Source organism: Natronobeatus ordinarius (assembly GCF_024362485.1).
Taxonomy (GTDB): Archaea; Halobacteriota; Halobacteria; order Halobacteriales; family Natrialbaceae; genus Natronobeatus; species Natronobeatus ordinarius.
In genome coordinates this window covers 3,309,185-3,332,847 of the sequence record NZ_CP101456.1, presented here as the reverse complement: position 1 = coordinate 3,332,847, position 23,663 = coordinate 3,309,185, and the positions used below count along the sequence as shown (strand labels likewise).

Below are 23,663 nucleotides of genomic sequence, written 5' to 3'. Positions count from 1 at the left end.
AAGAGACTCCAACCATCGGTATCAGTCTTCGATCTCGATCGCGTCCGCTTCGGCCCCGGGACCGGACTCTTCTTTCGGAATCTCGACGTGCAAGGTTCCGTGCTCGGTCAACCGTGCCGTCCCGGCGTCCGGATCGACGATCGCGTCGTCCGGTAACTCGGCTTCGCCGTCGAGGGCCATCCCACGGCCCGGAAACCGCATTTCGAATCCGTCGTGATACGTTCGGAACCGATCGATCCGAATCCGCACCGAGCCGTCGAGGTATCTCACCTGGACGTCTTCTTTCTCCGCCCCCGGCGCGTCGAAGACGACGAGATACGACTCGTCGTCCTCGAGGAGGTCGACCGAGAGAGATCGAATCTCCTGCACCTGGCTGCTCGCGCGGCCGATCCCCCGGTAGAGCGTGTTTCCGAGCGCCGAGCCGAGGTCGCTGAACGTCACTGGCGCTCACCTCCAGTGGCCGATTGGGAGGGCGTAACGTGTCGCGGGATACGTAGCGTCATACTCTCAGGGCACTCTATGTGGCTCCCATTCATATTGGTTTTGGTCACGATAAAATAAACGTCAGACGATTTCCGGGTGTGGTCGCCGACTCGCAAGCACCGCCGTGGACCCCAGTCTGCTACAGTTCGACCGGTTCGAGGCAGTCGGCTCCGCCACAGTACGGACACGTGAAGTCGGCGACGGTCGTCTCCTCGGGCATGTCGTACGTGTAGTGCAGCTCGAACATATCGAGCGTGCAGTCGTCGTCGGTGCAGACGATCTCGAGCGTCGCGGGCATAGCCATCTCTACTGACGGCACGCTCATGAACGCACGGGTCGGCGATGGTTCGGCTGGTTGCCCAGAACGAGTGTGGGAGATCACCTCGGTATCAGATAGTGGCCGACCGGCACCGGAGGCAACCAGCCCGTATCACTGCTCGCGTCGGCGGACGCTCACCGACCGGTCGCCCCGAACCCCTGACGGACGTTGGCGTTCCTGTGACCGCGACCACGGCCGTTGTCCCCCGCATTACCCCGGCCCGAACGACCGTCGTCTTCGGTCTCGGCTTCGAGGTCCGCGGCGTCGAACAGGTCGAATCCGTCGGTGAAGACGTCGGTCTCGAGGATCCCCGGATCGTCGTTCAGATTCGCCGCTGGGTCGACGATTCGATCGTGGTTGAACCGGAGATCGGAGTTCAGCCCCTGAGCGAGTTCGTTCAGGTTCGCTACGTCCTCGGTCGTCGCCTCGGCGCTACCCATGAGGATCACCGCACCGCCGTCGTTGCGGAACTGCCGGAGGGCAATGACCTCGCCGATGCCGAGTTCACGCTCGGGTGCCGTGATGATCACCGCCCGCGGCGGTTCGTCCTCGGCCGCGAGGGTGTCCTCGAGGTCGTTGACCTGCCGGAGGCGGGTGCCGAGTCCCTCGAGGTATCGCAGGAAGTACTGACAGCGCTCGAGGGAGATCGAGCCGGGTGCGTTGAACTGCCCCTGGCCGCCGGCGATGAACACGTCGCCTTCGGTCGTCGACAGAGAGTCGATGAGATTCGCGAGGAACGGGAAGTTGCCGTAGTCCGTCGTGTCGACGAACCCCGCTGCTTTCTCGTACCGTTCGTGGATCATGAGCCCGCCGACGAGCGCGAGGTTCTTCCGATCGTCCACGGCGACCAGGGGAGCGTCGTCGTACGCCACGGCCCCCTCTTCGCGTACCTGCTCGGCCGTCTCCCCCGCGTAGACGGGGACGCGGTCGGCCCCGAGACGTCCGCCGCGGCGACCTCGACGGCTGTGGATGCTTCGGGCCTCGGGAACGAACAGTTTCTCGACGGGCTCGTTGCGAATTTTCTCGAGGGCGTCGAAGTCGGCTGCACTCCAGACGCCGGTGCCCGCTTCGAGGGCGGCTTCCTCGAGTTCGGCCCACTCGTCGTGTTTGGAGAAACCCGAGGAGTAGATGCGAGCGTACCCCTTTTCGATGGTTTCACGGTTGTAGTTCACCGCAAAGTCCGCCCCAGGATCGGCGTCGAAGTCGTCGGGATCGTAGTGCATGTACATCAGCAGGCGGCCGTAGTTGCCGCGCTTGGGCTCGACGGGGTCGAACGTCATCTTGACCCGCCGCCCTTCGACGTTCGGCTCGCCGGCGTCGGCTCCGGGGGCCATGACGTCGAGTGAGAAGTCAGTCGCCTTCGATCCCCAGGTGTCGAGGTGATCGAGGTCCTCGATCCCGAACCACTCCTCGGGATCGTTCGTCGCTGGCGCTGTCTCGGCCGTGTCGATACCGATGTGGCGGATCACGTCCCGGTAGTCGTACTCGCTGTCGAACTCGACCTCGAAGGTGTCTCCGTCGAACACTCGAACGACCCGACCGTAATACGCACCGCCCTGTTCGAACGGGATGGCGATAGACTGCTCGCGTTCGTCGAAGTACGCGAAGTCGTCGTTGAAATTCCCCGTCGTGATGTTGAAGTTTTCCTCGTCGTTCACCTGATCTGCGTTGAACCGGAACGCCAGCTCGAGGGCGTCGGCGATTTCGTTCAGGTTCTCCGTTTCGTCGAAGCCGACGGCCTCGTTCCCCTGGCCGCCGAAGTCCGACTGGTCGAAGATGAACAGCGCGCCGCCGTCGTCGACGAACGCCGCGAGGGCGTTCAACTCCGCGTTCGAGAACGACTGCTCGGGTGTCATCACGACCAGTCCATCGCCGTCGCTGAGCGTCGGACCGTCGACCTCCCCAAAGTACTCGAAGCCCTCGTTGAAGTTTCCGGTCGTCGGCACGTACTCCACCCCCGCATTGTTCTCGGCGTCTTCGACCTGGTCGGCGTTGAACCGGAACGGGACGTCGAGGGCCTCGGCGATGGCGTTCAGGTTGTCGGTCTCCTCGTTGGCGAACTCGGACTCGTCGAAGAGGAAGACGGCGCCGCCGTCGGCGACGAACTCCTCGAGCGCGGTGCGTTCGGCGTCGCTGAACGCTTGTGCGGGCGAGGCGGTCACGAAGACGGCCGCGTTCTCGAGGGTGTCGCCATCCCCGAAGAAGTCGAAATCGGTGTTGAACGCGCTCGTACGGGGGACGAACGGGGCGAAACCGCTGTGTTCGTCGTCGACCACCTGATCGGCGTTGAACCGGAACGCCAGCTCGAGGGCGGCGGCGATCTCGTTCAGTTCCTCTGTCCCGTCACCCTCGAAGTTCGCCTCGTCGTGCAGGAAAAGGGCCCCGCCGTCGTCGACGAACGCCGCGAGGGCTGTCAGTTCGTCCCCCGAGAACGACTCGGCGGGCGTGGTGACCATCAGGAGGTCGGCGTCTGCGAGGTCGTCCTCGAGGTCCGTGGTCGCCTCGACGTCGAAGCCGCGGCTGGTCGCCAGGGACTCGAGCTGGCTGTAGTCCTCGAGGGCGAGTTCCTGGCCGTGGCCCTCGTCGTACAGGACACTCCCGGTTCCGCCGAGTCGGTCGGCCCAGGCGTTCACGAGGAACGCCCGATTGTCGTCGACGTCACTCGCGTCCGGTGCGAGTTCGGCCCCGATCCCCACGGCGCCGCCGTCGACGGCCACCAGCGGGATGTCGACGTCGTCCGGGTAGGGAACGAAGTCGCCGCTTCCGGCTCCACCCGCCCCGACCACGGCCTCGAGGGTAACCTCGTCGTCGCCGGTGAGCGTGATCGTCGCCGTGAAGTCCTCGCTGTCGGGGTTCGTGAGCCCCTCGATGGTGACGGTGGATTCGCCGACGATGTTCGTTGTCATGGCGCCGCTCAGATCGAGCGTCGCACTTGAGCCGTCGTACGCACCCTGGTTGACGCTGATTTCCTCCGTGTCCACCCCGTCGGCGAGTTCACGGGTCAACACGACGGTCACGTCGTCGTTCGTGAGGCCGTCGAACGCTGCGCTCTCTGGGTACTCGAGCACGAGTTCGTCGATCTCTCCCTCGAAGTCGACGTCCGCACCGGCGAGCGTCCAGACGTGTTCGGCAGTCGCCCCCGCCTCCACGGAATCGACCGCCAGCGTGACTTCGTCGTCACCTCCTGACTCGCCGGCCCCGCCGGAGTCGCCCGCGTCTTCGTTCGTCGCCGTCGACTCGGCGTGAACGGCCACCAGCGACTCGTCGGTCAGCGGGGTATACTCTGCGGTGAGCAGACTCGCCGTCGAGAAGAACTCGAGTTCCTCCAGCGAGTCGGACCCCTCCAGCTCGCTGACGGCCTGGAAGTCGTAGCCGTCGTCCTCGACGGCAGCCGCGAAGTCGCTGATGGCGTCGGCGTCCCAGAACGTGTCGTGGGCTTCGTCCCAGAGCAGGGTGCCCTCGCCGTCGGTGACGTCCGCGAGCACCTCGAGGACGAACGCCTCGTTGGCCTCGGTAAAGTTGTCGAAGTTGCTGTCGGCGATGAAGCCGACGCCACCGAACCCGACGACCTGGCCCGCCTTGGCGATCAGCGGGATGTCCTCGTCGTCCCCGTAGAGATAGGCGTCGTCGTCCTCCCGATCGACGTTGGTTGCGGTTGACTCGGCCCACACCACGACGTATTCGGGGTTCGTAAGCGCCGTGCCGTCGACGTCGACGAGGCTGGCCGTCGAATCGACGGTCAGCGTCGTGATCTCGGTCTCGAGCAGCGACTCCGTCGCCTCGAGGGTGTAGCCCGCATCGGCGCAGTACTGGCGGAAGGACTCGTAGTTCTCGAGGGCGAGCCCCCCGAACTGGCCGTGGCCCTCGTCCCAGAGAATCGTCCCCTCGCCGCCGAGTTTCTCATCGAAGAGGTTGACGAGGAACTGTTCGTTGCCGAAGCGAAAGCCACCGTGATTGTCACTGACGAAGTCGACGGAGCCGAAGCCGACCACCCGGCCGTCCTCGGAGACGAGTGGGATGTCCGCATCCTCGTAGACGACCGTTTCAGGTCCGTCGGCAGTCGTTTCGAAGTTCTCGGCGGTGGGCTCGGCCCACACCACCACGTGGTCGTCGGCCGTCAGCTCGCGTTCGCCGTCGGCGGCGATCTGACTCGCACTCGAGTAGAATCCCAGCTGAGCGAGCTGGCCGTCTACGACCGGAACGCCCGTCTCGCCGCTGTCGAAGTCGTCCGCGTGAGTGGCCGATGAGCCAACCGCGAGGCCGCCCATGGTTGCACCCAGGGCGGTCAAGAAGGATCGTCGCCTCAAGCCACTATTACCATTGGAGTCGAATATCCCCATGGAAGTCAACTATCATTTTCTGATAAAAGTGTTACTACTACCTACTACTGGTGGCTCTTCTGCAGAAGCTTTGCGAGGGAAGATCGCTACTGCAGGACCTTCCGCATTTTCGTTCGGCGCGGTGTGCGCCTCACTGCAATGCGAGGGGAGGGAATCGAACCCACGAACTCCTACGAGAGCGGATCTTGAGTCCGCCGCCGTTGGCCGCTTGGCTACCCTCGCACGCAGCCGAGGCTACGCAACTGTGACGGTTAAATCGTCCGATTTTTCGCCCGCCGACCGGCGTCGGCTCCGGGACGGCCGTCTCACCGTCGGAGCTGCGTCGGGGTGTCCTCTCGGCTTCGTGACGGGCTGTCGTCGAAGTACGAGTTCGGGTGCGTCGTCCCGCAGTTCAGGCAGCTGTATTCTCCCGACAGTTGCTGGTAGAGCCGTTCACCACATCCCTCGCATCGGCCGTACGGATGACGCATCCCGCGGAAGTGAGCGGTGGCTACGAATAACCCACTTCGTTCACCCGGATTCAAGCAGGAAGCCCACGGCTTTAGCCGTGGGAGGAATGCGACACTGGGGGCGGTTTCGCAACGTTTTTGCGGACTGTCACCGTACCACAGGCTGGTCGACAACACGTCCTTCCGCCGGGAAGCTCGCCCGACAAAGGCACTCGTCGTGGACGGCACAGAATCGGCGAGAAAACCGCTTCGTGGGGCGGGTGTCCGTCCTCTCCGGGGGCGGACGCGAGGTCCAGTGTGGACCCACTGTACCGGACGGCCAAAGAGCCTTAAGCGGTTCGTCGACCTCCGCACGGAAGTGCGAGACACGGCGTCCGTCCGGGTTGGGCACCGGTCAGCGTGCCCCCGAGAAATCGGAACAAGCGATCGGGACGTGGATGGCGAACGTAGCTCCACACTCGTACCGTCGCGCTTCGGCGCGACGGTCAGAGCCGGAGTCCACGACCAATCAAAGTGGTGTGCGGTGGTCCCGCGCAGTGCCGGACCACTATACAACCCGCCTCCGACGTTCATTGAAGCGTGGGCCGAAACCCCACCCCGCGGCGCGGTGCCGTTGCGGTGCGGGGGGAAGCCCACGACTTCAGTCGTGGGCAGCTGACGACGTGCACGCGTTATTTCCGTCCGGGGGTCGGTGAGCACCAGTGTTGCCGTTCGAGCGCCAAAGAGTGGTAGTCCTCGAGCACCTACCTGCGTGCATGGACGAGCACACCCACGACCCGACCGTCGAGCCGCCCGCCGGAAATCCCACGGGCTGGCTCGAGTCGGCCGGCCGGTGGGAACACGGGACGCTCCGGCGGGCGACGATCCACGGCGTCCGGCTCTACAACTCGGGGGCGTTCCACGAGTCACACGACTGTTTCGAGGCCGAGTGGTACAACTACGGCCGGGGAACCCTCGAGAGCACGTTCTGCCACGGGATGGTCCAGACGGCGGCGGGCGCGTACAAACACTTCGACTTCGAGAACGACGACGGGATGCGCTCGCTCTTTCGAACCGCGTTGCAGTACTTTCACGGCGTTCCTCGCGATTACTACGGCGTCGACGTCCTCGCCGTTCGGACGACGCTCACGAACGCCCGCAGGGACCCCTCGGTTCTCGAGGGGTGGCAGATTCCCCTCGACGGCGAGTGTCCGACGGCCCGCGACGTCGATTACGCGTACGCCGACTCGCGGTAGTTATAGTGCTCGTTTCAACGGTTGCTAGAGCCGTCAGGCGGCTCGACGACGACGTCGCCGTGACTCGAGACGGTCACGCAACACCGTACGTACGAGAACGTCACCTCGACGGACTGCTCGTGGGACGACGTGACGAGTCTGGTGAGTGCCTCGGCGTCGACGGCCCCGTACAGCGGCGGCATCTCGGTGAGTTCGCGGTCGGTGGCGCTTGCCACCGCGCTGACGATCGTGACGACGACGGCGTCGGCGTCGACGTCCTCGTCGAAGGTGGCGTGGTACGTTCCCGTGGCGGGATCGTAGCTCCCGCCGTCGCCGAACGGCTGGATGGGTGTGGAATCGGATCGAGTCGTCTCAGTACACATAGCATGCCTTACGGTACTCCCCCGCCTAAGGGGGAACGCTGACTAGTCAGCGCGCGTCCGCACCGGACTTCTCGAACAAGTGTGTGAAGACCGTTTGCTGAGCCTTCCGCAGGTGGTGGTTGAACGTCTGTCGCGTCACGCCGAAGCGGGCCGCCAGCTCGTCGCCGGTGCTGGTTCGCGGCGTGTCGAAGTAACCCCCGAAGTAGGCGGCGTCGAGGGCGGCCAGCTGCCGGTCGGTGAGCGCGTCGACGACGATGTCGTACAGCAGGTGTGGCGAGTAGACGAGCTCCTCGGAGACCAGTTCGACCTCGGGGTGAAACCGTCTGATGCCGTCGGCCGCCAGCCGGGGATCGACGTCGCCTGGCAGCTCCCCCAGGAACCGGACCTCGTCCTGGGTGATGATGACGGAGCGAGCCCGACCGCCGAGGGACGGAAAGACCTCGGAGACTGTCGCCAGCGGCGCGTGGGCCTCGACGCGGCAGTACTCGCCGGTCGTGCTCAACAGCCGCGCCTCCTGGTAGTGGGGAACCTCCTCGACGGCTGCGACGAAGTCGCTCGCCGGGAGATCCTCCGTTCCCATGTACTGGATGGTCCCGCCATCGGGCAGCGAGACGACGGAGTCGACCTCGATTCGCGTATCGCTGCCGTCGAGTCGAAGGGACGGCGGCACCGCGGACTGGTCGGTCCGGAACTCGAGGAGCCGCACCTGATCGCTCGTCAACCGTTCCTCGCGGCGTTTGAGCGCCGTCACGTCCTCGAAGGAGACGACGACGTACTCGGGCTCACCCGCCGCGTCGAACACGGGCGAGGAGTTGCTCGAGAGCCACCGCTCTGCGCCGTCCGGCCGCTCGATCCAGTGTTCGAACCCGAACACTGGATCGCCCGTCTCGAAGACGCGGGTGACGGGGTTCTCCTCGACGGGAATAGGCGTTCCGTCGTCGTAATAGATCTTCCACTCGGAGGGACCACACGCTCGACTCGTGAGCGCCTCGCTCGTGTAACCGAGCGTCTCCGCCGCGCGCTCGTTCCCGAAGGCGATGGCACCGGTCGAATCGACGACGACCGTACTGACCGGGCTCACGTCGAAGATGCGCTGGGCGAGCTCGCCGGGCGGGGTTGACGGGCCCGGGTCCTCGAGCGAGTCGGCGGCCGCCCGTTCTGACTCGGAATCTGACGGCGACGGATCCGTCATCGCCACACCCTGCCGACGAGGTGTCGACGGGCTCTCCGGTGGGGGTCGACCCGCTCGTCGCTACCGTTGTGTTCGAACCGCTCGAGCGCCGGCTGTGGCGTGACTGCCCGACGACCGCAGTAGCTGGTCGTTCTCACGGAGTGGTGGCTCATACGGTCCCCAGGCCTCGAGCAGATAAATGTGTTCTACTGGTCACAGTCCCGAACCCGATGCGTCGAGAACCGGCCGTTTCGGTCTCGACGCGCGTTCGACGGCTCAGGTCGGATCGGACGACGCCGGAAAGATGCGCTCCGGGAGATACGCCGAGACGACCCAGTTCGGGGCGTTGACCACCTCGGAGAGCTTCAGGTCGACGGCCACCGAACACAGGATGTACGCCTGCTCGCGCGTGAGCCCGCGTTCCTCGTGAAGATGGTCGATCATCCCCCGGACCGCCTGTTTCGCCGCCGCGTACAGGTCGTCGTCGATCCCCGTGATTCCGACCATCGGCTCGTCCCGCCCGGTCGGCGTGAACGGGCCGTCGGTCCGAAACTGTGGGGACTCGAGCGTCCGATCCGAACGCAGATCGAACCGGCACGTGACCGACATCGGCGCCTCGAGTCCCGTCACGCAGACCTCACCGTCGCCCTGGGCGGCGTGGCAATCCCCGATGCTGAACAGGGCGTCGTCGACGGCGACGGGGAGCGACACCGTCGAGCCCGCCGTCAGGTGCTTGACGTCGAGGTTGCCGCCGACAGCTCGAGGTGGGTTCGTGTCGTGGTCGCCGTCCGCGGCCGGCGCGACGCCGACGATGCCGGGGAACGGGTCGAGGGGGACCTCGATCCCGTCGACGAAATGGCCGACGTCGCCCTCGAGTTCCCAGACGTGCAGCGCCGGCTCCGGGAACGCCTCGGGCAACAACCCGAGTCCGAACTCCCCGGGGAGGACCAGCGTGTAGCCCCAGCCCTGGTGCTCGAGCTCGAGCAGTTCGACCTCGAGTACGTCGCCCGGACGGGCTCCCTCGACGGCGACCGGCCCGGTCAACGGGTGGACGGGCTCGATGTCGAGCCCGGCGACGTCCGCGGCCGTCGAGTCCGGGCCTATCTGGCCGTCCGTGGCGTCCCGGCACGAGAAGCGAACCACGTCGCCGGGCTCGATCGTGCAGGCTGGCTCGAGGGCGTTGTTCCAGACGCTGTGGACGGCGCCGTCGTCGGCGTCGATCCGGTGATCGTGACCGCTCGACATTCGACCAGCGTACACTGCCTCGAAGTATAAAGGGGGCGTCCCGCTCACGTCGAGTTCGAGGGCGAAAGCCCACGATGGTCGTCGTGGGTGCCGACCCGAAAGTATACGCGGGGCGTCCGTCAACGGGACCGTGATGACGGCTCGAGATCGAACTGCTGTCCGAGCAGTGCCTGTGCTCCTTGCGCTGGCGGGGGTTGCAGCGGGCGCGTATCTTCCCTGGGTCCGTCCCAACCCGGATCGTGTCGGTGAAACCGACGCGATACCGGACATTTTACTGCCGAAAATGAACGCGGGAATAGAGGAATACAGCATCCTGTTGCTGCTCCCTGCCGTGGCAGTCCTCGTCCTACTCGTTCGCGGACGCGACGACCGTCTGCAGTCGCTCGGGATCCTGTGCAGCGGAATCGTCGCTCTCTCACTTCCACTCTATTACCTGTCCACGACCTCGTTGGCCGGGTTCGGTTCGACGTTCGTCCCGACCTACGGCTGGTACCTGTCGGTCGCAGGGGGAGTGCTCCTCACGATACTGGGACTGATCCGTCTCTCGTAGAGCGCATACCCGCGCCTGGACCGGCTTCGTCACGACCGTTCGTCAGCGTCGCGCCGGGGCCGCGAACGCGTGCCCTCGAGTCTCCATCCGGAGACCGGTACGCCGATACCGCGGGCAGACGTCTCACCGATCATAGACATGCGTTACCGACTGACGAGCGTCGACACGGTTCTGGACGAGGAATCCTGGCTGTTCACCGCCCGCGACGGTCGTGGTGAAGACGTCGAAGTCGTGCTCGTCCCTTGCGATGGCGAGCGCGACGACGTCCTCGTCGAGGCCTGGCGCAACCGCTGTACGCACGAGGCCCAGCGGCTCTACCGCGAGGGCGTCGGCGCAGTCGTTCGCGACGGTGGGATCGTCTGTCCCAAACACGGGTCGATCTTCGACAGCTGTTCGGGCCACTGCGAGAACGGCCCGGCGGCAGGATCGACGCTCCCGTCGGTCGAGATCACTATCGAGGACAGACAGGTGTATCTGACCGACGACGAACTGACGTATCTCCACGAGGGTCCTAGCGACGACGAAGACGACGAGGACGGGCCGAGTTCGACGTCACATCTCCGGTTTTGAGCACTCCCACGGACGTCCGCCACGCGACTAGCCGACCAGTGTCGCCACACCCTTCGTCTGCCGGTAGTCCGAGGCGAGGATCCCCTCGAGCGTCGTGACGATCGCCTCGCGGTCGTCGGAGCCCCACCCGGTCGGCTCCCGGATGGGGACGACGAGGAAGCCCCGACCGCGGATCTCCCGGGCGTGGAGGGTCGCCATGTCGAGCTCGAGGCGGCCCCGCTGGGTCGTGTACTCGGTCAGGACGTGGTCGGTCGCCCGCTCGCCGACCGGCAGGAGGATGTGGGCGTTGATCGCCCGGAGCTCGGCGTCGAAGTAGCGCTCGAGCTCGTCGTACTCCTCGGCGGTCGGGTCGCGCCCGTCCGGGAGCGTGCACATGTGGAGGTAGCTGGCAAAGAGGTTCTCGTAGACGGGTCGAGCCCGGGGACCGGAGGCGAACTCGAGGTCGGCGGCGAGGTCCTGGATGGCCTCGCCCGACTCGGTCTCGGTGAACGGCACCCCCGTCGTCGCGCCGCCGTGGACGCCGGGATGGTCGCCGATCAGGTGAAAGTCGGCGTTGGCGTCGCCGTAGCCGAAGACCGCTGGACGGGTTCCGGGATCGTTGCACTCGAACGGCGGGCGCATCCCGAACGGGTTGCTCGTCCTGTCGGTGACGTTCTTCACGCGACCGGATAGGCGACTCGAGCCCATAACGACCACGATACCGGCCACTCCGCCGTCAGCGGCTCCGCTCGTCACTCCTCGCTCGAGGGAGCGGTCGGCGAGCCGGCCCGCAACAGCGTCACCGACACCCGGTGAACCGCGTCGAAGTCCTTGAGCCGGTAGACGAGCTTCCTGATCCGAGCGGCGTCGCCGTGACAGAAGACTGTCTCGAGACACCACTCGCCGTGGTGGACGTGGCTCGTCGTGTCGATCTCGGCCTGGAACTCGTGCTGGAGGTCGTGTAACGCCTCGATGATCTCGTCGTGCTCGTAGTCGAAGACGACCGCCGCCGCGACGGGACCGCTGGCCTGCTCGAGGCGGTGGTGGGACTCGACGTACTCCTGGATCGCTTCTCTGAGCGCCCGCGAGCGCGACTCGAGCCCTTCGGCCTGCCACGTCCGGTCGAACTCGGCGAGCGTCTCTTCTGGGACATTGAGACTCGTTCGCATGAACGGGCGTTAGGTCGGGACCGTCAAAGGCTCCGCGCTCCGGTCGCCGCCGTCGCGAGCTACGGTGTCGCCGACCGGTTCGAGCCGGGGTTTCTGAGGTGCCGTGACAACGGCCGGTTCGTTCGGACCGCCAACTCCTGCCGGAACTAAATACTCGGGTGGAATCCGTCGCGTATGGTCGCGCGTATTCTCGTTCCGTACGACGGAAGCGATCCAGCCGAGGCCGCGTTGCGATTCGCGCTCGAGACGTTTCCGGAGGCGTCGGTCGAGGTCTTCCACGTGGTCGAACCGTTCGCCGAGCACACCGACGCGGGGGTCGAAGATTACCGGGGCAGGTGGCGCGACAGAGCGCACGAAACGGCGACGCGGGCGTTCGAAACCGCACGGGACGTCGCGGACGAGTACGATCGATCCGTCGAAACGGAGTGGCGGTACGGACGGCCGGGTCACGAGATCGTCGCCTACCTCGAGGACGGCGAGTTCGACCACGTCGTCATGGGAAGCCACGGCCGGAGCGGCATCGAGCGGCTCGTGCTCGGGAGCGTCGCGGAGATCACAGTGCGGCGATCGCCAGTCCCAGTGACGGTTATCCCCGCCCGGTGACCGGTGCCGGGTTCGGCGATCGTCCGACGCGCCCGACGCTCGATGCGGGGTGGACCGACCGTCGATCGTCCGACCGGCAACGAACTGTCCCTACGCTGACTCCGAGAGGCTCGCGTACCGTTCCTCGAATCGCGAGCGACAGACCGGACAGCAGAAGTGGTACCGTCGGCCGTCGAGCTCGAGTGAGTGACCGCCGCCGGTGACGGTGCTGCCACACTCGTCGCACTCGAGGGCGAGGTCGGCGTCGCCGACGTGGGGCGACCAGACGCGGTCTTCGAGCAGGTGGACGCGAAGCGACTCCACCCTCGAGAGGTCGATCGCGTTCGCGAGCATCGAGCGGACCCGTTCGGGCCGGACGGTCGCGACGGCGAACAGGCGGGCGTCCGCGGTCGTGAGCACGTGTTCGACGGCGTCGACGGCGGCGAGCCCCTCGGCGATCCGGTCGCCAGCGGCCGGCTCGAGCTCGAGTTCGACGAGCACCTCGGCGCCCTCGGTGAACGTCGAGCGGTCGAGGTCGACGGTGAACCGCCGGACGACGCCGATCTCGCGAAGTCGATCGATCCGGTCGGAGACGGTCGGCGCGGAGCGGTCGACGCGTTCGGCGATGTCGCTGTAGGGCCGCCGGGCGTCCTCGACGAGCAGCCGGAGGATCTCGAGGTCGGTTTCGTCCAGCGTGGTCATGGCTCGACTCTCGTCCGGCGGCCGTTTACGGTTTTCGTCGCCAGGGACCGATGAGCCGGCCGACGAGGCCACGCGACCGGCCGTTTCGTAGCAGCTATCATGCCCGGCGCACGTACGCTCGAGTCATGAGCGGAGGCAACGCGTCGACACCGGGGCTAGCAGAGCGGCTCGCCGACCTCTCGACGCCGGTCGTCGCGGGGTTCCTGTTCGCCTTCTTCGTCGTCATCTTCGTGGTCGGTGAGGTCGTGATCGCGATGGCGTTCGGCGCCCGGCAGGCGTCACTCGAGACAGCCGTCCTTCACGGGGCGGCGTTCGGTCTCCTGTTCGCGATCGTCGCCGCGCTCGCCCGTGGCGGGTCGGGTGGCTCCTGAACCGTCGTCGAGACCGTGATCGACGGGGTGGTCGGTTCCGCTAGCGACCCATGTCGTGGAACTCGGGGTTCGGACGCATGTCCGCGAGGTGGGCCATCCGGTTCGAGAGGTTGAAAAAGGACGCGACGGCGCCAATATCCCAGATCGCTCGCCGGCTGAAGCCGTGTTCCTCGAGTCGCTCGAGGTCGGCTTCCTCGACGCGTTCGGGTTCCTCGGTGAGTTTCACGGCGAGGTCGAGCATCGCCCGCTCGCGCTCGTCGAGGTCGGCACAGCGGTAGTTCGAGATCAGCTGGTCGGCGAGGTACGGGTCGTCGCCGTAGATCCGGACGAGTGCGCCGTGGGCGACGTTGCAGTAGTAGCAGTCGTTCGCCGCGGAGACGGCGACGACGATCATCTCGACCTCCCGGCGGCTCAACTCGGTGTCCTCGACGAGTGCGTCGTAGTACTCGAAAAAGGCCCGGAACTGCGAGGGGCGGTAGCCGTAGGCGAGGAAGACGTTCGGCGTGAAGCCGGCGCGGTCGGTCTCGTCCTCGATTCGTTCCTGGAGATCCTCGGGGAGGTCGTCGACGTCCGGGACTGGAAATCGGGTCATTGCTTCGTCGTCGGGCATGGGTACGACGTCACAGCCAGGGCACATAACGTTCCCGTACCCGGTGACGCCGCCTCGTCCGAGTCGACGCTGCTCGAGCAGCCAGCATCGTGGATTTCTTCTCGAAAACGACGGTGGATTTATATTTCGCTGCCCCCTCTCGGCGACCGTATGTATCGGACCGGCCACGTCGGCGCGGCGTTGCTCCTCTATACGCCACTCGGTGTCGCCGTTTCGCTCGCGGGATACGAACCCGTCGCGGTGCTCGGCGCGGTCGTGGCCGTCTCGCTCTCGACGATCCCCGACCTCGACCACCAGCTCCCGATGATCGACCACCGGGGACCGACGCACACGGTCGCGTTCGCGTTCGTCGTCGGCATCGCCCTCGCGGGGGTAGCGGCGATGGTGGTCGGCACCTCCTCGCCGGCCGTCGACGTCGGCGTTGTGACGTTCGCGTTCGTCGTCGGCACGCTCTCGATCGGCTCACACCTGCTCGCGGACGCGATCACGCCGATGGGGATCCGTCCGTTCTGGCCGGTGTCGGCGCGCCACTACACGCTGAACCTCACGCGCGCAGCGAATCCGGCCGCGAACTACCTCCTGTTGGCGCTCGGGGCCGGTACAGCGCTGGCCGGCATCGGCGTCGTCTCCGTGCTGGGCTGACCGAACCGGCGTCAGCTCACGCTCGCGTTACCGGACCAGCTCGAGGACCGTCAGCGTCTCGAACGGGAACGACTCGTCGGCGAGGGCGACGGCGCTAAAGCCCTCCTCGCCGGCGGTCTCGACCACTTCTTCGACGCCGGTGAGGCTGCTGACCAGCAACAGGACGACGCCGTCGGGCGCGAGCACGCGACCGACCGTCTCGAGGAACGGATCGATCACCTCGCGGCCGGACTCGCCCCCCGAAAGGGCGCGCTCCATCCAGTCGTCCCACTCGGCGTCGGCGTCGGTCGGCAGGTACGGCGGGTTGAAGACGACCGCGTCGAAGGAGCCATCGACGAACGGCGACACCAGGTCCGCACGCACGACCTCGACGCCGGCGTCGGCCCCGCGTTCGCGTGCCTGCCCGCAGGCGTGGGGGTTCACGTCCGAGGCGACCACGCGAGCACCCGTCTCCGTGGCGAGTCGGTCGGCGACGTAGCCCGACCCGGTGCCGACCTCGAGGACGAGGGCGTCCTCCTCGAGTCGGTCGCAGGCGGCGTCGGCGAGCAGCGCCGAGTCTTCGGCGGGCTGATAGACGTCGGTCTCGAGTCCGCGTCGGTTCGCGAGGTCCATCTACGTCCGCTCCATCGGTTGCGACGACGGTTCCCCGTTTCGATCCTCGGCGTCGGCCGTCGACTCCGCCCCGTCGGGCCCCCAGCGGTCGTCGCCTCCCCTCGCGCCGTCGGCCGAAAGCTGGACGTCGGTTCCAGACCGTCCCGAGAGCTCGCGCTGTGGATACGGGATCTTGACCCCGTGTTCGTCGAAGGCGTCTTTGATCGCGCCGATCGCGGTCGTCCGCGCTCTCGTGCACGTGCTGGCGGTCGGCTCGTCGACCCAGAACCGAACCCCGAGTAGGATCGCCGAGTCGTCGAAGGACTTCGTGACGACGCCCGGTTCGGGCACCGCCTGGGCCTCCGGGACGTCGTCGATCGCCTCGAGTGCCAGCTCCCGCGCGCGCTCGACGTCAGCCTCGTAGTCGATGCCGACCTCGATCTCGATCCGCAGTCGGCCGTGTTTCGACCGGTTCGTCACCAGACTCGAGCCGACGACGTCGTTGGGGACCACGACGTACTCGCCGTCGAACGTCTGGATGCGGGTGTTGACGATCGAGATGTCGGTGACGATCCCCTCGCGGTCGTCGATCTCGACCCAGTGGCCGACCTCGAACGGGCGAGAGAACATCAGGACGAAGCCGGCGATCATCGAGCCGAGCGTCTGGCGGGCGGCCATCCCCAGGACGATCCCTAAAAATCCGGCCCCGACGAGCAGCCCGCCGAGGTCGTCCGTCCAGACGCTGAGGATGACGACGAGTGCGGTCGTCCAGAGGACGGCCTGGGAGAGGCGGTGGGCGACTTCGTGCTGGTGTCGGGTCACCGCCGAGGAGGACTCGAACAACTCCCGGAGGAGCCGCCGGACGAACCGGACGACGATGTACGTGCTCACGAGGATGACGAACGAGACGATCACCCTGGCGACGAACTCCTCCCCGAGATCCTGGCGTTCGTACAGCTCTCGGATTGCGCCGGTCTGTCCCCAGACGCCCAGGATGGTGGCCATCGAGAGCACGAACGCCGCGACGAGGACGACCGTCGTCACGACGTCCGCGTGAAGCGGCTTGAGCCGCTCGTTGAGGTGGCGGTGAAACGCCTGTGAGGAGAGGAGGACGGCGAGGGCGACCCCGGCCGTCACGACGGTCACGACCAGTCGCTGGTTCGTCGTGGTGAACTGCTCTGATAGCCAGTCGAGGGCGGTGAGGGGCTCGAGCATCGTCTGTGAGGTGTGTCTACTGGAGGTCGTTTCGCTGGAACGCCGTGTATTCGTCGATTCGTGCCGCCGTTTCAGTTCGGCCCGGTCGCGATCGCACCGAGCCGATCGGTGCGCACTCGAGTACGATCCGGGCCGACGCCGGGTCTAGTCGTCCCTTTACACGTCGCCGCTTCACGTTCTCGCCCTCCTCGCGAGCGTGTCCGTCACGGCTGAGACGGTTCGCGGCGGTACGGAACGAGCGGGGTCACGACGTCAGGTCACGAGCCGGCTCACGACGTCACGAGGGCACTCGCAGCGTCAGGTCGCGAGCCGGCTCACCGCGTCAGGTCGCGAGCCGGCTCACCGCGTCAGGTCGCGAGCCGGCTCACCGCGTCAGGTCACGACTCGTCGTCCAGCCCGACGGCGGCGGCAAGCGTAGCGAGTTCGGCGAACTCCCGCGGCGTCACCGCTCCGGCACGCTTCTTCAGGAGGTCCTCGTCGGCCGCCTCGACGACCGCATCCGGATCGTCGAGGCCGGAGATGTGTGCCGTGTTTCGGATCGCGTTCCGCATCGTCTTGCGACGCTGGGTGAACAGCGCCTTGACGAACCGGAGGAAGAACGCCTCGTCGTCGACCTCGTAGTCGGGTTCCCGCGGGATCGTCCGAATCACCGCGCTCTCGACCGCCGGCGGCGGCGAAAACGCCTCCTTCGGGACGGGCTCGACCAGCTCGACGTCGGCGTAGTGCTGGGTCGACACCGACAGCCGACCGTACTCCGGGGTGCCCGGCTCGGCGACCATCCGCTCGGCGAACTCCTTCTGGAACATCAACACGAGCGGGCGCTTTCGTGGGAGCAACCGGAAGGTAATCTCGCTCGAGACGCCGTAGGGGAGATTCGAGACCGACGCGGTGAACGCGGGGAGGTCGACCTCGAGGGCGTCGCCCGCGACGACCTCGAGTCGGCCCACGTCGATCTCGTCGGCGAACTCCGTTTCGAGAAAGGCCGCGAGATCGCGGTCGCGTTCGATCGCCGTCACCCGGTCGGCGACCGCGAGCAGCCGGTCGGTCAACGCCCCCGTTCCGGGACCGATCTCGAGGACGTGACTCGTGTCGGCGGCTCCCTCCTCGAGGTAGGTCGGGAGCCGATCGAGCACGCGGTCGTCGACGAGAAAGTGCTGGTCGCGGTCGGGGTTCCCCCGGACGCCCGCCCGGGCGAGCAGTCCGTCTGGATCTCTCATGTGGCGCGAGTAGGCGACCGGCTCGGGTAAACGCACCGTCTCGCACCCGACCAACGGTCGGGTTCGTCCCCGCGAGTGGGCAGCCCACGCCTCCTCCGGCTACGCCTCCTCGCGACGGCCGACGAAGAGTTTGTACTTGACGTCCTCGTCGCGCAGCTCCTCGAGAATTCGATCGACGACGATTTCGTTGGGGTCGTGGAGTCCGGAAACGCGCTCTTCGAGCTCCTCGAAGCTCTCGAAGGGGCCTCGTTTCCGCTGATCGAGGATGGAATTGCGCAACTTCTCGCCAATCCCCGGCAGCAGGTTGAGCTGGTGGAGCCGCAGCGTGATCGGCTGGGCCTCGTTGTAGAAGTCGACGAACCGCGCTTCTTCCTCCTCGACGAGATCTTCGACGACGTACTCGAGTTCGGACTGGGCACCAGAAGAGAGGTCACCGTACTCGACGGTCCGACACGCCGAGACGACGTCCCGGTCTTCGGGCGGATCGACGACGACGCGGGTGCCGATCGTGAGCCGGGTGTCCTCGTCGAAGGCGACCTCGTACAGCGTGAAGTCGTCGACGGCCATCGCGTAGCCGGCCGGCGACTTCTCGTACTGGGGCCGTCCATCGTCCGACAGTCCGTGGGCGAGGTAGTCTAACACGACTGCACGGCGAACGGTCGTCCCGTCGGTCTCGGATTCACTCATTGATTCTGGGTACGTCGACCCCGTACTTAAAGAGTCGGCCACCTTCTCAGTGGACCCTGCAGCTGCCACCGGCTGGTGTCGAGGCGGATCAGACGTACCGAACGATGACGTTGAGGATCTCGTCCAGTTCGTCACCGGACAGCGAGTACCGCTCTTGGGCGTAGAGCGCGCGCAACTCGCCCCGGTCCTGTGGGAGGAGGTTGACGATCTTGTAGGCGGTCGCCTCGTCCACCTTCTCGAGCTCCTGGAGTTCGTCGACGAGCTCCTGGGCCTCCTCGACGTCGAGGAGGGCAAAGCGGTTGACGTGCTCGATCGCTCGTGCGAGTTCGTAGCGCAACTCGCGCTCCTCGTCGAGCGCGCGCTCGGTCTCGATGTCGTCGAGCAGTTCCTTCGTCTCCGAGATCGTCAGGAACTCCTCGTCGACGATCTCTTTGAAGATCGTCATTCCTGAGCGCGCATGTGGGCCGCGGTCACGATCAGCGTCTTCTCCTTGCCGCCGTCGGTGATTCGGACCTTGTACGCGTTGCCCTGCGTGCCGACGACCTCACCCGTCTGACCGTCGAATCGCGGGTGGAACCGTCCCTTCGGGACGCTCGGGTCGATCTTCAGGTGGACCTTCTGGCCCTCGTCGTACTCCTGAATCGCCCGCTGTGGCGGCGACGTCCCGCGTTCTCGAGGCTTGTTCGCGAGTTTCTTCCGGGTTCCCTGGCGTGGCCCTTTAGAGTTCGGCATAGTCGTACGACGCCCTTGTTCGGTGACGGTTATAAAACGCACGTTCCGCGACGGCTGGTGAAGATGGATGCAGATCGATTCGTCCGTTTCGCAATACCCGTGTCCCGGCGACCGTACTCGTCCTCGATATAGTCGTGCGGTACTGGCTTCTGACAACGGCGAACGGTTACGGACGCTGATCGCCGGTGGGCGGCTGAGCGACCTCCGACGCAATTGACTCCTGATTGACTGCTCACCGCTCGAGAAGGCAAACCTCACCTCCCTCCACCACGTCGCCCCAGCCATGGACGACGACCAGTACCGGATCGAGACCCGGTCGATCCACGCCGGCCAGGAACCAGACCCGGAGACGGGCGCGCTGATGACGCCCATCTACGCGAACTCCACGTACGAACAGGATGCCCCCGGCGACCACCGTGGCTACGAGTATTCTCGCACTGGGAACCCCACCCGAACCGACTTAGAGGAGAACCTCGCGAGCCTCGAGGGGGCCGAGTACGGCCGCTGTTTCGCCAGCGGGATGGGGTCGATCAACACCGTGCTCAACCTGCTCGAGTCCGGCGACCACGTCGTCACCGGCAACGACGTCTACGGCGGCACCCACCGCATCTTCACGCAGGTGTACGAGGAGTACGACCTCGAGTTTACCTTCGTCGACATGACCGACCTCGAGGCGATCGAGGGGGCGTTCCAGGCAAACACCGAGTTGCTCTGGCTCGAGACGCCCACCAACCCGCTCATGTCGATCGTGGACATCGAGGGGGCCGCGGAGATCGCCCACGAACACGACGCGATCTGTGCCATCGACAACACGTTCGCGACGCCGTACCTCCAGCGACCGCTCGAGCTCGGCGCGGACGTCGTGAGCCACTCGCTGACGAAGTACCTCGGTGGCCACTCCGACGTCGTCGGCGGCGCGCTCCTGACGAACGATCCCGAACTCGACGAGCGCTTCGGGTTCTACCAGAACGCCGTCGGCGCGACGCCGGGCCCCTTCGACTGCTTCCTCGTCCTCCGGGGAACGAAGACCCTCCCCGTCCGGATGGATCGCCACTGCGAGAACGCCGGCGCCATCGCCGCGTGGCTCGAGGACCACCCGCGCGTCTCCAAGGTCTACTATCCCGGCCTCGAGAGTCACCCAGGCCACGAGATCGCTGCCCGACAGATGGACGACTTCGGCGGCATGCTGAGCTTCGAACTCGACGCGAGTCTCGAGGAGGCGAGCGAGGTCGTCTCCACTACTGATATCTTCACCCTCGCCGAGAGCTTAGGCGGCGTCGAGAGCCTGATCGAACAGCCCGCACCGATGACCCACGCCGCGATCCCCCGCGAGGAGCGACTCGAGGCTGGCCTCACCGACGGCCTGATCCGCGTCAGCGTCGGCATCGAGCACGTCGACGACCTGATCGGCGACCTCGAGGCCGCGATCGACGCCGCCCTCGCCTGATCGCGACCCGTCTCACACCGGCCGTCGATTCTCGAGGGCGTGGGCCATCCAGTAGGCGAGCGCGTAGCCGACGATCGCAAAGCAGACCGCCAGGACCGCGTTCCCGACGAGCAGTCGGAGGACGACCTCCGCACCCGCGTCCCAGCCCAGTTCGACGGGGACGTCGTCCGGGAGCGGGCCGAGCAGCTGGATCCCGACGAGGAGGCTCAGGACGTAGACGCCACCTTTCACGACCGGATTCAGGACCACGACGGCCGCGAACAGCGCGAGCCTGTTGGCCCAGTCGAACCGGTAGCCGATCCACGCGAGCACGGGAATGCCGATGCCGAAGCTCGGAAGCGTGGTCACTACTACCCCGATCGCGAAGCTCACTGCGATGAGCCGCGGCGGGTGGTCCTCGGTGAACGCCAGCCTGAGTGCGTACCGAGTCCGGGCGAGATAGTTCGTGAGTCGGCCGATACCCCTCGAGAGTAGCTACCTGTACGAGAGGTTACCGATTCACACCCTGCTCACCTGGCCGAGAGCGTACTGAACCACGAAGGCCGGCAAAATCACTCCTGATCCGCGACGGTGGGCGACCTCCGAAACTCGCTTTCTCGGCGAAGGAGCTTGCGGTCCTCGTACTGTCGACGGTGAGTTCGAAACTCGAGGCGCGTTTGCCCTCGCGCTGAACCCCCGGACGGGGGCTTCGGATCGGGTCCTGAAGGCAGTGCGGAGAGTCCAGCAATGTGTGGCAGGTCGGGTAGACCGGACAGCTCTCCGCACCCAATTATTATCGGCAACAGTATTCGATTCTACTGGTTCAACTCTCAAAAGCTGGCCGTCGTTCAGCCCCCAACGTCGACAGTTTCTGAGCGGTGACCCTCGGCCAGTCCGCGTCGCTCACGGAGTGAGTCGCACAAGAATTATGGACTCGCCGGGATTTGAACCCGGAGGAAGACGGTCGCTCGCTTCGCTCTCGCTGCGACTTCCAGGGGTTCAAATCCGGGCTTCGACGACAATTCGCGCGGCTCACGGAGTTGTGAGCCGCGCAATAATTATGGACTCGCCGGGATTTGAACCCGGGGCCTCTCCCATGCCAAGGGAGTGATCTACCGCTGATCTACGAGCCCTCCTTCGCATTCAACAGTTCCCGGTGGGAATAGATAAACCCCTCGAATCGGCCTCGAGAGCGTGTCGTCCGTTACCGCGGCTACCGCGACGCGTATCGTCCGGTCGGCGGAACGCGGCCATACAGACGGATTTCGATACCGGGGTACCGGCGCGATCACAGCCGGTTCGCGGTTGCACCGGTACCGACTCATAACCGTCGTTGTCAGGCCTCGCCGATCACCTCGGGTTTCCCATCGGGTTGCTGGCGGTCTTCTTCGACGTACTCGTCGCTCTCTGCTTTCTCGACAAGTTCGCTGAACCGGTTCGAGCGCTCCTCGATCCACGCCATGGTCTCGCTGTCGGGGGTGTACCCGCGCTGTTCGATGAGGAAGGTCGTGATCACGACCGTCTTCACCCACGGCTTGAGGAGTCCGGTGTGGACGACTGCGACGAGCCCGGCGATGAACAGCCACGAGAAAATCTCGAGCGACGTCGGCAGCACGTCGATGACGGCCGCCACTGGTGCGAGCAGCGTCAGGAGAACGAACGCCAGCGCGTACATCCCGAAGACGATGACGATCGTCGATCCGAGGACCGGTTTCCACGTCTTCCCGTAGAGGACGACGCCGTCGCGTGCGGACCGCCAGGGGTTCGGATGCCGGTCGACGAACAGGTACGCGAGGATCGCGTTGTCGAGGTATCCCACCGCCAGCACGATCGACTTCTGGAGGAGTTTGAGCAGCGTTTGCAGCTGACCGGGGAGTGGGACCGGCAGCAGGTTCTGAACTCGCGCGACGGCACTCGTGAGCTGCTTGAGCACGGCGTCGATCACCATGTCGAGCCCCCACAGCGCGCTGGCGGATTTGAAGTACGTTTTCACCTGCGACGTCCCGTAGCTGAGCTGGTTCTCCGGAACCTCACCTTCCTCGACGATGTGAGCGATGACGGCGATGTGACCGGCTTTGACCAGGTACAGGACGTACCGCTGGACCAGCCGCCACACGAAGGCGAAACTGGCCAGGCCGATGAGCATCACGGCGCCGGCGACGAGCAGGCTCCATCCCCCGTCGCCCCAGAAGAACCTGATCGCGAGCCACGCGACGAGGCCGAGGTAGACGACGCCGACGATCGCGAAGACGACTCCGATGGCGAACTGCAGGAGGACGAACGGCAGGGTCTTCCTGAAGACGCTGGTTGCTTCTCTGAAGTGGAACCTCATCGACCGGGACTCCCTCCCAATGTGATTTAAACTCGAGGACCGACCGGGCGATGACGCAACGCTTTTAGCCGTGACGACGAACTCACTCGTGGGAAGCGCACGGCCGCAAATCCGACTGTGCCACCGATTGTGTGGCTTGGGATTGCGGAAGTGCACCCGGCAAGTGCCGGACTCACGCGAAGCGGTCAGTGCGATTCCTATCCTCGAACAATGGCACGAATGCATACCCGCCGTCGCGGAACGTCCGGTTCGGACAAACCCGCGGCAGACGAACCCCCGGAGTGGAGCGATGTCGACCCGGAGAAGGTCGAAGAACGAGTCGTCGAGCTGGCCGAGCAGGGCTACGACCCCAGTCAGATCGGCATGAAGCTGCGTGACGAGGGCGTCACCGGCACCCCCGTCCCGGACGTCAAGCTGGCGACCGGGAAGAAGGTCACCGAGATCCTCGAGGAGAACGACGCCGAGCCCGAACTCCCCGAGGACCTTCGAAACCTGATGGAGCGCGCCGTGCGCCTGCGCGAGCACGTCCAGGAGAACGGCCAGGACTTCCAGAACAAGCGCGCGCTGCAGAACACCGAGTCGAAGGTGCGTCGGCTGGTCGAATACTACCGCGGGGACGAACTCGAGCCCGACTTCACCTACTCCTACGACGTCGCGAAGAAGATCCTCGAGGAGTAAGCGGAG

27 protein-coding genes and 2 tRNA genes are annotated in these 23,663 nt (G+C 65.8%); 8 read left to right on the top strand and 21 right to left on the bottom strand.

Annotation, left to right across the window (positions count from 1 at the left end; translation table 11 throughout):
* Window positions 1–21: 21 nt before the first annotated feature.
* The 4 genes from NMQ09_RS16935 to NMQ09_RS16920 all read right to left on the bottom strand — a co-directional run bounded on the left by NMQ09_RS16935 (window position 22) and on the right by NMQ09_RS16920 (window position 5,364).
* Entirely contained in the window at window positions 22–441 is a 420-nt protein-coding gene (locus NMQ09_RS16935; protein WP_255191760.1) for an Hsp20/alpha crystallin family protein, read from the bottom strand.
* A 181-nt stretch (window positions 442–622) separates the two neighbouring features.
* Window positions 623–781 carry a DUF7559 family protein gene (locus tag NMQ09_RS16930; protein ID WP_255191759.1) on the bottom strand — a complete coding sequence of 53 codons (159 nt, stop codon included), beginning with the start codon at window positions 779–781 and terminating at the stop codon, window positions 623–625.
* 155 nt (window positions 782–936) lie between these two features.
* Window positions 937–5,070 (bottom strand): thermonuclease family protein, encoded by a 4,134-nt coding sequence (locus NMQ09_RS16925; protein WP_255191758.1) that lies wholly within the window; start codon window positions 5,068–5,070, stop codon window positions 937–939.
* Between the two features lie 211 nt (window positions 5,071–5,281).
* Window positions 5,282–5,364, bottom strand: a tRNA-Leu gene (locus NMQ09_RS16920).
* A gap of 982 nt (window positions 5,365–6,346) precedes the next feature.
* Between NMQ09_RS16920 and NMQ09_RS16915 the strand changes: the two genes are divergently transcribed.
* Window positions 6,347–6,826, top strand: coding sequence for a DUF309 domain-containing protein (locus tag NMQ09_RS16915; protein WP_255191757.1), 480 nt, complete (start codon window positions 6,347–6,349; stop codon window positions 6,824–6,826).
* 14 nt (window positions 6,827–6,840) lie between these two features.
* On the opposite strand, the gene NMQ09_RS16910 is transcribed toward NMQ09_RS16915, so the two are convergent.
* From NMQ09_RS16910 to NMQ09_RS16895, 4 genes are all read right to left on the bottom strand, one after another.
* A complete protein-coding gene (locus tag NMQ09_RS16910) occupies window positions 6,841–7,188 on the bottom strand; it encodes a HalOD1 output domain-containing protein (protein ID WP_255191756.1) in 348 nt (115 codons plus the stop codon).
* A gap of 46 nt (window positions 7,189–7,234) precedes the next feature.
* Window positions 7,235–8,380 (bottom strand): bacterio-opsin activator domain-containing protein, encoded by a 1,146-nt coding sequence (locus NMQ09_RS16905; RefSeq protein WP_255191755.1) that lies wholly within the window; start codon window positions 8,378–8,380, stop codon window positions 7,235–7,237.
* The gene (locus NMQ09_RS16900; RefSeq protein WP_255191754.1) at window positions 8,377–8,532 is read right to left on the bottom strand and encodes a hypothetical protein; all 156 of its coding nucleotides are present in this window, start codon (window positions 8,530–8,532) and stop codon (window positions 8,377–8,379) included. The genes NMQ09_RS16905 and NMQ09_RS16900 overlap by 4 nt, the downstream gene beginning before the upstream one ends.
* A gap of 103 nt (window positions 8,533–8,635) precedes the next feature.
* On the bottom strand, window positions 8,636–9,604 hold the full coding sequence (locus tag NMQ09_RS16895; RefSeq protein WP_255191753.1) for an acetamidase/formamidase family protein: 969 nt from the start codon (window positions 9,602–9,604) through the stop codon (window positions 8,636–8,638).
* 172 nt (window positions 9,605–9,776) lie between these two features.
* Here NMQ09_RS16895 and NMQ09_RS16890 point away from each other — a divergent pair, with 172 nt between their 5' ends.
* Complete coding sequence (locus NMQ09_RS16890; protein WP_255191752.1) at window positions 9,777–10,154, top strand: hypothetical protein; 378 nt, start codon at window positions 9,777–9,779, stop codon at window positions 10,152–10,154.
* Between the two features lie 132 nt (window positions 10,155–10,286).
* Window positions 10,287–10,724, top strand: a complete 438-nt coding sequence (locus NMQ09_RS16885; protein ID WP_255194610.1) for a Rieske (2Fe-2S) protein — start codon at window positions 10,287–10,289, stop codon at window positions 10,722–10,724.
* Between the two features lie 27 nt (window positions 10,725–10,751).
* Here NMQ09_RS16885 and NMQ09_RS16880 read toward each other — a convergent pair whose 3' ends face one another.
* Window positions 10,752–11,384, bottom strand: a complete 633-nt coding sequence (locus tag NMQ09_RS16880) for a uracil-DNA glycosylase family protein (RefSeq protein WP_255191751.1) — start codon at window positions 11,382–11,384, stop codon at window positions 10,752–10,754.
* 71 nt (window positions 11,385–11,455) lie between these two features.
* Window positions 11,456–11,872, bottom strand: a complete 417-nt coding sequence (locus tag NMQ09_RS16875) for a CopG family ribbon-helix-helix protein (RefSeq protein ID WP_255191750.1) — start codon at window positions 11,870–11,872, stop codon at window positions 11,456–11,458.
* Window positions 11,873–12,046: 174 nt separating this feature from the next.
* Here NMQ09_RS16875 and NMQ09_RS16870 point away from each other — a divergent pair, with 174 nt between their 5' ends.
* Window positions 12,047–12,475: a universal stress protein gene (locus NMQ09_RS16870; protein WP_255191749.1), complete on the top strand. Its 429-nt coding sequence runs from the start codon at window positions 12,047–12,049 to the stop codon at window positions 12,473–12,475.
* Between the two features lie 90 nt (window positions 12,476–12,565).
* On the opposite strand, the gene NMQ09_RS16865 is transcribed toward NMQ09_RS16870, so the two are convergent.
* A complete protein-coding gene (locus tag NMQ09_RS16865) occupies window positions 12,566–13,156 on the bottom strand; it encodes a winged helix-turn-helix transcriptional regulator (RefSeq protein WP_255191748.1) in 591 nt (196 codons plus the stop codon).
* Between the two features lie 125 nt (window positions 13,157–13,281).
* Between NMQ09_RS16865 and NMQ09_RS16860 the strand changes: the two genes are divergently transcribed.
* Window positions 13,282–13,527 (top strand): hypothetical protein, encoded by a 246-nt coding sequence (locus tag NMQ09_RS16860; RefSeq protein ID WP_255191747.1) that lies wholly within the window; start codon window positions 13,282–13,284, stop codon window positions 13,525–13,527.
* A gap of 40 nt (window positions 13,528–13,567) precedes the next feature.
* Here NMQ09_RS16860 and NMQ09_RS16855 read toward each other — a convergent pair whose 3' ends face one another.
* Window positions 13,568–14,137 carry a peroxidase-related enzyme gene (locus tag NMQ09_RS16855; protein WP_255191746.1) on the bottom strand — a complete coding sequence of 190 codons (570 nt, stop codon included), beginning with the start codon at window positions 14,135–14,137 and terminating at the stop codon, window positions 13,568–13,570.
* Between the two features lie 150 nt (window positions 14,138–14,287).
* Here NMQ09_RS16855 and NMQ09_RS16850 point away from each other — a divergent pair, with 150 nt between their 5' ends.
* Window positions 14,288–14,779 carry a metal-dependent hydrolase gene (locus tag NMQ09_RS16850; RefSeq protein ID WP_255191745.1) on the top strand — a complete coding sequence of 164 codons (492 nt, stop codon included), beginning with the start codon at window positions 14,288–14,290 and terminating at the stop codon, window positions 14,777–14,779.
* A gap of 27 nt (window positions 14,780–14,806) precedes the next feature.
* On the opposite strand, the gene NMQ09_RS16845 is transcribed toward NMQ09_RS16850, so the two are convergent.
* From NMQ09_RS16845 to NMQ09_RS16820, 6 genes are all read right to left on the bottom strand, one after another.
* A complete protein-coding gene (locus NMQ09_RS16845; RefSeq protein ID WP_255191744.1) occupies window positions 14,807–15,391 on the bottom strand; it encodes a HemK2/MTQ2 family protein methyltransferase in 585 nt (194 codons plus the stop codon).
* Window positions 15,392–16,585 carry a mechanosensitive ion channel family protein gene (locus NMQ09_RS16840; protein ID WP_255191743.1) on the bottom strand — a complete coding sequence of 398 codons (1,194 nt, stop codon included), beginning with the start codon at window positions 16,583–16,585 and terminating at the stop codon, window positions 15,392–15,394.
* A gap of 377 nt (window positions 16,586–16,962) precedes the next feature.
* Entirely contained in the window at window positions 16,963–17,802 is an 840-nt protein-coding gene (locus NMQ09_RS16835; RefSeq protein WP_255191742.1) for a 16S ribosomal RNA methyltransferase A, read from the bottom strand.
* A 99-nt stretch (window positions 17,803–17,901) separates the two neighbouring features.
* Window positions 17,902–18,489 (bottom strand): DUF655 domain-containing protein, encoded by a 588-nt coding sequence (locus tag NMQ09_RS16830; RefSeq protein WP_255191741.1) that lies wholly within the window; start codon window positions 18,487–18,489, stop codon window positions 17,902–17,904.
* 88 nt (window positions 18,490–18,577) lie between these two features.
* On the bottom strand, window positions 18,578–18,934 hold the full coding sequence (locus tag NMQ09_RS16825) for an RNA polymerase Rpb4 family protein (RefSeq protein WP_255191740.1): 357 nt from the start codon (window positions 18,932–18,934) through the stop codon (window positions 18,578–18,580).
* The gene (locus NMQ09_RS16820) at window positions 18,931–19,221 is read right to left on the bottom strand and encodes a 50S ribosomal protein L21e (RefSeq protein ID WP_255191739.1); all 291 of its coding nucleotides are present in this window, start codon (window positions 19,219–19,221) and stop codon (window positions 18,931–18,933) included. The genes NMQ09_RS16825 and NMQ09_RS16820 overlap by 4 nt, the downstream gene beginning before the upstream one ends.
* Window positions 19,222–19,504: 283 nt before the next feature.
* On the opposite strand from NMQ09_RS16820, the gene NMQ09_RS16815 reads away from it, so the two are divergent.
* Window positions 19,505–20,668 (top strand): cystathionine gamma-synthase, encoded by a 1,164-nt coding sequence (locus tag NMQ09_RS16815; protein WP_255191738.1) that lies wholly within the window; start codon window positions 19,505–19,507, stop codon window positions 20,666–20,668.
* A gap of 12 nt (window positions 20,669–20,680) precedes the next feature.
* On the opposite strand, the gene NMQ09_RS16810 is transcribed toward NMQ09_RS16815, so the two are convergent.
* The 3 genes from NMQ09_RS16810 to NMQ09_RS16800 all read right to left on the bottom strand — a co-directional run bounded on the left by NMQ09_RS16810 (window position 20,681) and on the right by NMQ09_RS16800 (window position 22,979).
* Window positions 20,681–21,079: a DUF2062 domain-containing protein gene (locus NMQ09_RS16810; protein ID WP_255194609.1), complete on the bottom strand. Its 399-nt coding sequence runs from the start codon at window positions 21,077–21,079 to the stop codon at window positions 20,681–20,683.
* A gap of 629 nt (window positions 21,080–21,708) precedes the next feature.
* Window positions 21,709–21,780: transfer RNA gene (locus tag NMQ09_RS16805), tRNA-Ala, on the bottom strand.
* A 203-nt stretch (window positions 21,781–21,983) separates the two neighbouring features.
* On the bottom strand, window positions 21,984–22,979 hold the full coding sequence (locus NMQ09_RS16800) for a hypothetical protein (RefSeq protein ID WP_255191737.1): 996 nt from the start codon (window positions 22,977–22,979) through the stop codon (window positions 21,984–21,986).
* A 210-nt stretch (window positions 22,980–23,189) separates the two neighbouring features.
* Here NMQ09_RS16800 and NMQ09_RS16795 point away from each other — a divergent pair, with 210 nt between their 5' ends.
* Complete coding sequence (locus NMQ09_RS16795; RefSeq protein WP_255191736.1) at window positions 23,190–23,657, top strand: 30S ribosomal protein S15; 468 nt, start codon at window positions 23,190–23,192, stop codon at window positions 23,655–23,657.
* The last annotated feature ends 6 nt before the right edge of the window (window positions 23,658–23,663 follow it).

What these genes read in the sequence shown, in the direction of transcription:
- NMQ09_RS16930 (WP_255191759.1), bottom strand. Translation starts at nt 781, where the DNA reads ATGCCCGCGACGCTCGAGATCGTCTGCACCGACGACGACTGCACGCTC.
- NMQ09_RS16925 (WP_255191758.1), bottom strand. Translation starts at nt 5,070, where the DNA reads ATGGGCGGCCTCGCGGTTGGCTCATCGGCCACTCACGCGGACGACTTC.
- NMQ09_RS16915 (WP_255191757.1), top strand. Translation starts at nt 6,347, where the DNA reads ATGGACGAGCACACCCACGACCCGACCGTCGAGCCGCCCGCCGGAAAT.
- NMQ09_RS16910 (WP_255191756.1), bottom strand. Translation starts at nt 7,188, where the DNA reads ATGTGTACTGAGACGACTCGATCCGATTCCACACCCATCCAGCCGTTC.
- NMQ09_RS16905 (WP_255191755.1), bottom strand. Translation starts at nt 8,380, where the DNA reads ATGACGGATCCGTCGCCGTCAGATTCCGAGTCAGAACGGGCGGCCGCC.
- NMQ09_RS16900 (WP_255191754.1), bottom strand. Translation starts at nt 8,532, where the DNA reads ATGAGCCACCACTCCGTGAGAACGACCAGCTACTGCGGTCGTCGGGCA.
- NMQ09_RS16895 (WP_255191753.1), bottom strand. Translation starts at nt 9,604, where the DNA reads ATGTCGAGCGGTCACGATCACCGGATCGACGCCGACGACGGCGCCGTC.
- NMQ09_RS16875 (WP_255191750.1), bottom strand. Translation starts at nt 11,872, where the DNA reads ATGCGAACGAGTCTCAATGTCCCAGAAGAGACGCTCGCCGAGTTCGAC.
- NMQ09_RS16870 (WP_255191749.1), top strand. Translation starts at nt 12,047, where the DNA reads ATGGTCGCGCGTATTCTCGTTCCGTACGACGGAAGCGATCCAGCCGAG.
- NMQ09_RS16865 (WP_255191748.1), bottom strand. Translation starts at nt 13,156, where the DNA reads ATGACCACGCTGGACGAAACCGACCTCGAGATCCTCCGGCTGCTCGTC.
- NMQ09_RS16860 (WP_255191747.1), top strand. Translation starts at nt 13,282, where the DNA reads ATGAGCGGAGGCAACGCGTCGACACCGGGGCTAGCAGAGCGGCTCGCC.
- NMQ09_RS16855 (WP_255191746.1), bottom strand. Translation starts at nt 14,137, where the DNA reads ATGCCCGACGACGAAGCAATGACCCGATTTCCAGTCCCGGACGTCGAC.
- NMQ09_RS16850 (WP_255191745.1), top strand. Translation starts at nt 14,288, where the DNA reads ATGTATCGGACCGGCCACGTCGGCGCGGCGTTGCTCCTCTATACGCCA.
- NMQ09_RS16845 (WP_255191744.1), bottom strand. Translation starts at nt 15,391, where the DNA reads ATGGACCTCGCGAACCGACGCGGACTCGAGACCGACGTCTATCAGCCC.
- NMQ09_RS16840 (WP_255191743.1), bottom strand. Translation starts at nt 16,585, where the DNA reads ATGCTCGAGCCCCTCACCGCCCTCGACTGGCTATCAGAGCAGTTCACC.
- NMQ09_RS16835 (WP_255191742.1), bottom strand. Translation starts at nt 17,802, where the DNA reads ATGAGAGATCCAGACGGACTGCTCGCCCGGGCGGGCGTCCGGGGGAAC.
- NMQ09_RS16830 (WP_255191741.1), bottom strand. Translation starts at nt 18,489, where the DNA reads ATGAGTGAATCCGAGACCGACGGGACGACCGTTCGCCGTGCAGTCGTG.
- NMQ09_RS16825 (WP_255191740.1), bottom strand. Translation starts at nt 18,934, where the DNA reads ATGACGATCTTCAAAGAGATCGTCGACGAGGAGTTCCTGACGATCTCG.
- NMQ09_RS16820 (WP_255191739.1), bottom strand. Translation starts at nt 19,221, where the DNA reads ATGCCGAACTCTAAAGGGCCACGCCAGGGAACCCGGAAGAAACTCGCG.
- NMQ09_RS16815 (WP_255191738.1), top strand. Translation starts at nt 19,505, where the DNA reads ATGGACGACGACCAGTACCGGATCGAGACCCGGTCGATCCACGCCGGC.
- NMQ09_RS16800 (WP_255191737.1), bottom strand. Translation starts at nt 22,979, where the DNA reads ATGAGGTTCCACTTCAGAGAAGCAACCAGCGTCTTCAGGAAGACCCTG.
- NMQ09_RS16795 (WP_255191736.1), top strand. Translation starts at nt 23,190, where the DNA reads ATGGCACGAATGCATACCCGCCGTCGCGGAACGTCCGGTTCGGACAAA.